Source organism: Crocosphaera chwakensis CCY0110, assembly GCF_000169335.1.
GTDB classification, from domain to species: domain Bacteria; phylum Cyanobacteriota; class Cyanobacteriia; order Cyanobacteriales; family Microcystaceae; genus Crocosphaera; species Crocosphaera chwakensis.
This window is the reverse complement of record NZ_AAXW01000113.1, coordinates 1-6,681: the sequence shown is the minus strand read 5'-3', so window position 1 is coordinate 6,681 and position 6,681 is coordinate 1. Positions and strand designations below refer to the sequence as shown.

General features: G+C 35.0%; 6 protein-coding genes. All 6 read right to left on the bottom strand.

Going from position 1 to position 6,681, the window contains the following annotated elements; genetic code table 11:
* Positions 1 to 479 (bottom strand): Uma2 family endonuclease (locus CY0110_RS27150; protein ID WP_008278869.1); only part of this gene is annotated, 479 nt, incomplete at its 3' end.
* A 29-nt stretch (positions 480 to 508) separates the two neighbouring features.
* The gene (locus CY0110_RS27145; protein ID WP_008278868.1) at positions 509 to 757 is read right to left on the bottom strand and encodes a hypothetical protein; all 249 of its coding nucleotides are present in this window, start codon (positions 755 to 757) and stop codon (positions 509 to 511) included.
* Positions 758 to 869: 112 nt separating this feature from the next.
* Positions 870 to 2,417, bottom strand: coding sequence for a type I restriction-modification system subunit M (locus CY0110_RS27140; RefSeq protein ID WP_008278867.1), 1,548 nt, complete (start codon positions 2,415 to 2,417; stop codon positions 870 to 872).
* A gap of 116 nt (positions 2,418 to 2,533) precedes the next feature.
* Positions 2,534 to 3,844 (bottom strand): replicative DNA helicase, encoded by a 1,311-nt coding sequence (gene dnaB / locus CY0110_RS27135; protein ID WP_008278866.1) that lies wholly within the window; start codon positions 3,842 to 3,844, stop codon positions 2,534 to 2,536.
* A complete protein-coding gene (locus CY0110_RS27130; RefSeq protein WP_008278823.1) occupies positions 3,844 to 4,698 on the bottom strand; it encodes a DUF6262 family protein in 855 nt (284 codons plus the stop codon). The genes dnaB and CY0110_RS27130 overlap by 1 nt, the downstream gene beginning before the upstream one ends.
* Positions 4,691 to 6,517, bottom strand: coding sequence for a site-specific integrase (locus CY0110_RS27125; protein WP_008278865.1), 1,827 nt, complete (start codon positions 6,515 to 6,517; stop codon positions 4,691 to 4,693). Before CY0110_RS27125 ends, CY0110_RS27130 begins: the two co-directional genes overlap by 8 nt.
* Positions 6,518 to 6,681: the final 164 nt, after the last annotated feature.

The window sequence follows — 6,681 nt, the reverse complement described above, 5'->3', positions numbered from 1 at the left end:
GGCTGTTTAGGATTACCAATATAACGCCTTCCCCCTAACCCCAAATAATCCACAATCCAATATTCTTTGATGCCAATTTCTTCATAATCTCTAACCTTACTTAAATAATCATCTCGCCAGTTACTGCTAACAATTTCTACAACCAAAGGAATAGACTCATTATGCTGTACTGTGGAATATTTCTCCCAGAGAGATTCTTTAGCTAAATTATTTTTATTAACAATTAAAACATCAGGAGAATAAGCTGTTTCTTTATCTGCTACTTTAACTAAAGCTTGTTTAGGAATAAAATAAGGTAAATTTAAACGGCGAAATTCAAGGGTTAATTCTATGGCTAAAAAACCGATTATTTCTTCATGTTTACCCCTTGGCTGCATTTCTTTAATAACTCCGTTGTATAATTCATAATTTCCTGCGTCTGGTTTCCATTCCACAAACTCATTAAAAGTTATCGGTTTAGTGATAGTTTGTATCATCATTTTCCCTTCATTTATTAACAAATAATTGATTAATAATTTTCATTCTCCCGACGATAAGCATCAATTTCTGCTTGTATTTCTTCTTCTGTAATATCTTGAATTACTGGTATTGCTTGAGTTTCTTTAAATAGCTTTCTCATTTCTTCCGCTAACATAGCTCTTTTATCCTCTTCTGCTAATACAATTACCTCAACTTTTTGTCCTGGTTTAAAGGGTAAATTAGATAAGACTAATTCCTGTGATTCTGTAACTGTAACGTAAGTTTTATAAGCGTTCATAATATGTTGTACTTTTTTTCTATATTTAATTATAGCATTTTCTACTGTAGGGGTTTAACACTGCTAAACCCTGCTATTAGTGCATCAGCTAGGACATAATATTATTATGTCCCTACAATAATTTATTAACATTTTCAGCAATTCTTTCTTCTAACTCTCTCGCTTCACTATTCAAAATTTCTAACTCCTCATTCAACTCTTCTAACCTCTCAGAAAAATCAAAATCCTCCTCTTCTTTTTCTGCTACTCCGACATATCTTCCAGGGTTTAAACTCCATCCCTGCTCTTTTATTTCCTCAATGGTAGCAACATTACACAAACCAGGAACATCAATATATTGTCCTTCTGGGAAATTCTCTTTTAGCAAAGGAGAATCATAAACCGTTTCTACTGTTTCCCCTCGATACAACCTAACAATATTAGAAATAAATTCAATTTGTTCTGGGGTAAATTCTCGATGCGCTCTATCTATTTGTTGATAAATATGTCTAGCATCAATAAATAAAACCTTATTCTTTCTTGTGGTGTCCGTTTTACCTTTATCCAAAAACCAAAGCGTACAAGGTAAAGTAACCGTGTAAAAGAAGTTAGAACCCACAGCAATCATTACATCCACTACACCAGTTTCTATCAGCTTTTGTCTGATTTCCAACTCCGAACTTCTGGCATCACTAGCAGAATTAGCCATAACAAACCCTGCTCTACCATTATCATTTAAAGCACTGTAAAAGAAATGAATCCAGAGATAATTAGCATTATCCGCTCTCGGCATTCCAAATTCATCTACCCGTAAGTCCCCCTTCATCTTTTCCTTATCTACCTTATCCACATTGAAGGGTGGGTTAGCCATCACAAAATCAAACTTATTAATACTCTTGTGGATATCTTCATAATAAGTATTTCCTTCTTTTATATCCCCCGATAACCCGTGTACAGCCAAGTTCATCTTACATAACCGTACCGTCTCCGTTACCCGTTCCTGTCCGTAAATACTAATTTCAGCATTGGGGTTTTTCCGATGTTTGCTGACAAAAGAGGCACTTTGAACAAACATACCACCGGAACCACAAGCAGGGTCATAAATACGTCCGTGATAGGGTTCTAAGATTTCCACAATGAGTTTTACGACAGAAGTAGGGGTAAAAAACTCCCCTCCCTTTTGCCCTTCACTCATAGCGAACTTTCCGAGGAAGTATTCGTATATCTTCCCGAAAGCATCACCTTCTAAATCTGTGTCAATATCTATCTTGTTAAAACTTTTTAGCAGTTCCACTAATAAGCTATTCTCAAAGCGATTATAATTCTGAGGCAGAATGTTACTTAATTCTTCATTTTCAGATTCAATCCCTTTCATCGCTTCGTTGATAGCTTTCCCTGTATCCTCACTTTCTGGGAGATTAACCAGATAGGAAAAACGAGCAACATCAGGTAAATACATGACCCCTTTAGCTTGATAGTCTGCTTTAGATACCTCACGCCTTCTACTGCTTTTTTGTTTTAACTCTTGTTCGGCTTTGGTAAACTTGTAATCAGCGTAGCGTAGAAAGATTAACCCCAAAACTGGTACAGAATATTCTGAAGACTTGAGCCTAGAGTTTGCCCTTAACTCATCTGCTGCATCCCATAAGCGTTTTTCTAAATCGGTGGTGTTGGCTGGCATAAAGTATTTACTACTGTTTCATCAAGCTTAATGAATTGTATGTCTTATTCAGGTTCATGACATCCGATATTTCAACGAACTTTAGAAATCAAGTTTCTGCTTAATCAAGATTTCTTTTAAATATTTAATTTGTTAAATTTACCAATACTAGGCTCAAACGCAACTTTGCAAGTGCCAGTAGAACCGTTGCGATTCTTTCCTACAATAATCTCCATAGTGCCTTTATCATCAGTATCTGACTTGTAATACTCATCTCTATATAATAATAATCCTAAATCCATATCTTGCTCAATATCCCCGGAATCTTTAATATCAGAGATAAAAGGACGTTTATTAGCTTGTCCTTCCACGCCTCTGTTAATTTGTGCCAAGGCAAGAAACGGACAATCAAACTCCTTAGCCATATCCTTAAATGCCCCTGAAAACTTACCCACCGCTTGCGCTCTATTCCCTGCTGCTCTATCACCTAGCTTTTGAATATAATCCATTACTACTAACCCAATAGTTCCCCTTTCAGCTTTAATTCGGCGCAATACAGAGCGCATTCTTGAAGGGGTTAAGGTATTAGCAGGAGTATCATCAATAATAATGGGTAACTCGGTAAGTATTCCTAATCCTTTTACCAAAGAATCATATTCATCCTGATAAATTTCATTTCGCATTAATCGTGATGAATCTATTTTTGAGTGTATGGCTAAAAACCGTTTAGTTAACTGAGTTTTAGACATTTCTGCTGAGAAGAACACCACAGGAACTTTGTAAGTCATAGCGACATGATTAGCAAGATAAATAGAAAACCAAGTTTTACCCATTGAAGCACGACCTGCAATAATAATTAAGTCTTTTCTAGTAAGACCTCCTGTTAACTTATCTAAGTCGGATAAACCAGTAGAATAACCAGGACTTTTTCCTTCTTCTAATTCATTAAAAACATCCCTAAGACAATCATGAATAGGTTGAGGTTGAAAAGGGTCTTTTTCATCTACTGTTACCTTAAATAACTTTTCTTCTGACTGTTCTAGAATAGAAGGTAATTCCGTTACTGTATCATAGCCTAATTCTTCAATCTCACGGGCTGCATTAATCAGTAAACGACGCTGATACTTATCAACCACTAACGTTGCGTAACGGTCTATATTAACCGCAGAAACCGTCCTATCAAGTAATTGGGTTAATTTATTCTCTCCCCCGACTTTAGTAAAGAGCTTATGGTCTTTTAACCAAGTTTTGACTGTCATAAAATCACAGGGTTGATCTTTATGGTAAAGGTCTAAAGCAGCTTGATAAATTTGTTGATGAGCCATGACATAAAATGCTTCAGGAGGTAAAATATCTGCTACTCTGCTTATGGAATTAGGGTCTAAGAGAATACCGCCTAAAATGCTTTCTTCTGCTTCAATATTCTGGGGTAGTAAATGATTATCCATTATGATTTAGAATTGAAAAGACTACTAAGTTGTTTAAGTTTGTCCAGACTAACTAATTCTTGATTAGATTCCTCTGAAGTTTCATGAATCGTCGGTTTAGATGGCTTATCAACTATCTCATTTGATGTATTAGGCTGTGCTTCCTCTCGAATCATTGATAATAAACAAGCTTCTTGACTGGTAATAGTATGATGATTTCTATACTGTTGAAAAGCATCGATAGCTAATTTAACTTGTTGAGGGTCACGGTTATTTATTTCTTCTTTAAGTTTTGCCCCTACTTTGAGTCCCATTTCTTTAATTAAATTAATAATTGTTTCTGGGGTATCTTCATTTTCAGGGTTAGAAATAGAAACTTTTTTATCTTTTAAAGGGGTTTGTATAGGAATGACTTTACTTGATGAATTTTGAGTGTTTAATAACTCTCGTAACTGTTTTCTCAATCGTTCACATTCATCCCTCAGTTCATAGATTTCTACTACATGACCTCTAAGCTTTTCATTCTGCTGTTTCAGGTCTTTTATTTCAGCTTCTAAAGCCTTAATTCGTTGCCTAGCAACTTCGTGTAAAGTCTTGAGGCTATTGGGTCTTGCTTCTGGTTCTTCTAAAGGATTTAATTGAGTATTTTCCTTTTGTTGAAGTTCATGAATATAAGCTTTAATTTCATCCCATTTGTATAAATAAGAAACTGAACAACCAGCGACCTTAGCAATATTAGCAAAGGTCAAAGATTTCTTTTGAGCTATTATTTCTTGTACAGCCTTTAATACTTGCTCCTTTTTCTGTTCCTTTCGTTGGGCTTGAGTCCGCCTTAAAACCTCCGCTTGTTTTTCTCGGTTATGCTTTTTAGCCATCAGCCAACCTCCTCAACTCAGGAAGCCATTTATTCATGGCCTCAATGGTAGCTTTAGCTTCCTCTGAGGCTAATTCTGCCCCTGCTTTCTCTGCATCTGTTAATCGTTGCTGTTCCCCATGATATTGACGTTCATAGAGAGGTAATTTTCCTGTACTGGGACGAAAACTTGAACAACCATAGCATTTAGGATAAAGATTGACAGGACAGGGAGTTTTGGGGTCAAGGGTGCAGTGTCCGTAAACTACTAAACGAGGGGCTATTTCTAAGTCAAGTTCATGGGCTTTAGGATTTTTTAGTAAGCTTTCAGGTAATGATTGCCAAGGTAAGAACTTATTATTAGGGTTCATCAAAAGTTCTTGGAAGGGCAAATCTACCTCTGCTATCTGTTCTCTTGTTGGCGGTGCATAGTGTTGGAACGTAGTTTGAATACTAAGATGATCTGCGTAGAGTTGAGCAGCCTTTATGCCATGTTTAACTCTTATTTCCTGTGTGCGACTAGGACGAGTAATCTTACTGATGAATTTGGGTTTTAATCCATTTGTGTCTAGAATCTTTTCCTTCTCTATCAAAATGCAAATTATCTTGACCATTGGATTTGCACCTGACCTAGAAGAAGGAGGTTCTGGTAAAGGTTTCATCGCACCAAATTCAGGATAAGTGCTTCTAATAATTGGGCGAAAATGACAAAATAAATAAGGATAATCTTCTCCAATTGTCTGTTTAATCCATTTCTGTTGTTCTTCAATTATTCTTCTAATTTCTCGATTGGCGGGAATTTGATGCCATCTATCAACTTTGTTTTGATAAAAGCGAATATACCATTTTCCATTATTTTCAACTAGACAATCTATTGTCATTAAACACACATCTATAGGTCTAGCAGCAGTGTATTCCTGTATTTGGTATTGTCGAGCTATAGGAATTGGAATTTTATTTAGATTTTCTTTGATTGCAATCCTTACTTTTTCGTCTAGCCAATCTGGTTCATTAACTATATTTTTCGGAAAATCTCTTCTGTGAATTAATTTTTGAATATCGAGTTCTAGCCATTCAAAGAAATCTCTTAACGCAGAAAGCTTTTGTCTTAATCCCTGTGGAGTTTTTTGATTATGAGCATCTAAAAAACATAAAATATCTCTTCGTTTTATATTAGCAATATTTTTTGTAGTATTGTTTATAATTTGCCCAAATTGCCTAATTGAAGTAAGTTGAGTACCAATAGACTTTGGAGAGCTATATCTCTTAGACTTTAATAAAAACAGAATATAAGATTTAGCTTTTTCTCTGTACCAAAAAGGTTCGATTTTTAAAAAGTTAATAGATTGATATTGGCTACATTTCTTTTTGTCATAAAAATATTCTAAATACCATATATCATCTTCAAAATCAAACTTATATTTTTGATTATCTTGTTGTTTACTTAACCATCCTGTTATTCCTTTACCTAACAAAAAGTTAACTTTACAGTAATGACATTTATATCTTGTTTCAGGTTCTTCGGTGTATATATAAACCCATCCTTTAGTTATTCCATTTGCTCCAACTTTTTTACAAAGAGGATTGGGGCAAGATAATCCAGGTTGATAACGAAAAATGTGTTGTCCAGTAGGACAAGTTAAATATGTATCTTTTTCACAGTCTTTACACCTAGCGTAGAGTTTGCATCTCGATTTCTTTGTTCTTTGAAAAAACCACAACTGGTCTGAATTACATTTAGGACAACGAAAGCTTCCGTCGTAATCTTCTTCCCAATTGATTTCTAAATTACCATGTAATGTGGGATGAACAGAAATAGGTGGATGTTTACGTTTATTCATCAACTTTATCTCCTTTCAAATTCTCTAATTTTTCTAAACCTTGTAATCGAGCTTTTAATAACTCTAATAATCGATTAATTTCCGTTATTCTTCGTTCTTGTTCTACGATTTGTGCTTGTCTTAAATCTTTTTCTAGACTTGTAATCTCAGCTTCTATTTTTGGT

Bases quoted from the DNA above. Each gene is read 5' to 3' on its own strand.
- CY0110_RS27140 (WP_008278867.1), bottom strand. From the start codon at position 2,417: ATGCCAGCCAACACCACCGATTTAGAAAAACGCTTATGGGATGCAGCA.
- CY0110_RS27125 (WP_008278865.1), bottom strand. From the start codon at position 6,517: ATGAATAAACGTAAACATCCACCTATTTCTGTTCATCCCACATTACAT.
- CY0110_RS27145 (WP_008278868.1), bottom strand. From the start codon at position 757: ATGAACGCTTATAAAACTTACGTTACAGTTACAGAATCACAGGAATTA.
- dnaB (WP_008278866.1), bottom strand. From the start codon at position 3,844: ATGGATAATCATTTACTACCCCAGAATATTGAAGCAGAAGAAAGCATT.
- CY0110_RS27130 (WP_008278823.1), bottom strand. From the start codon at position 4,698: ATGGCTAAAAAGCATAACCGAGAAAAACAAGCGGAGGTTTTAAGGCGG.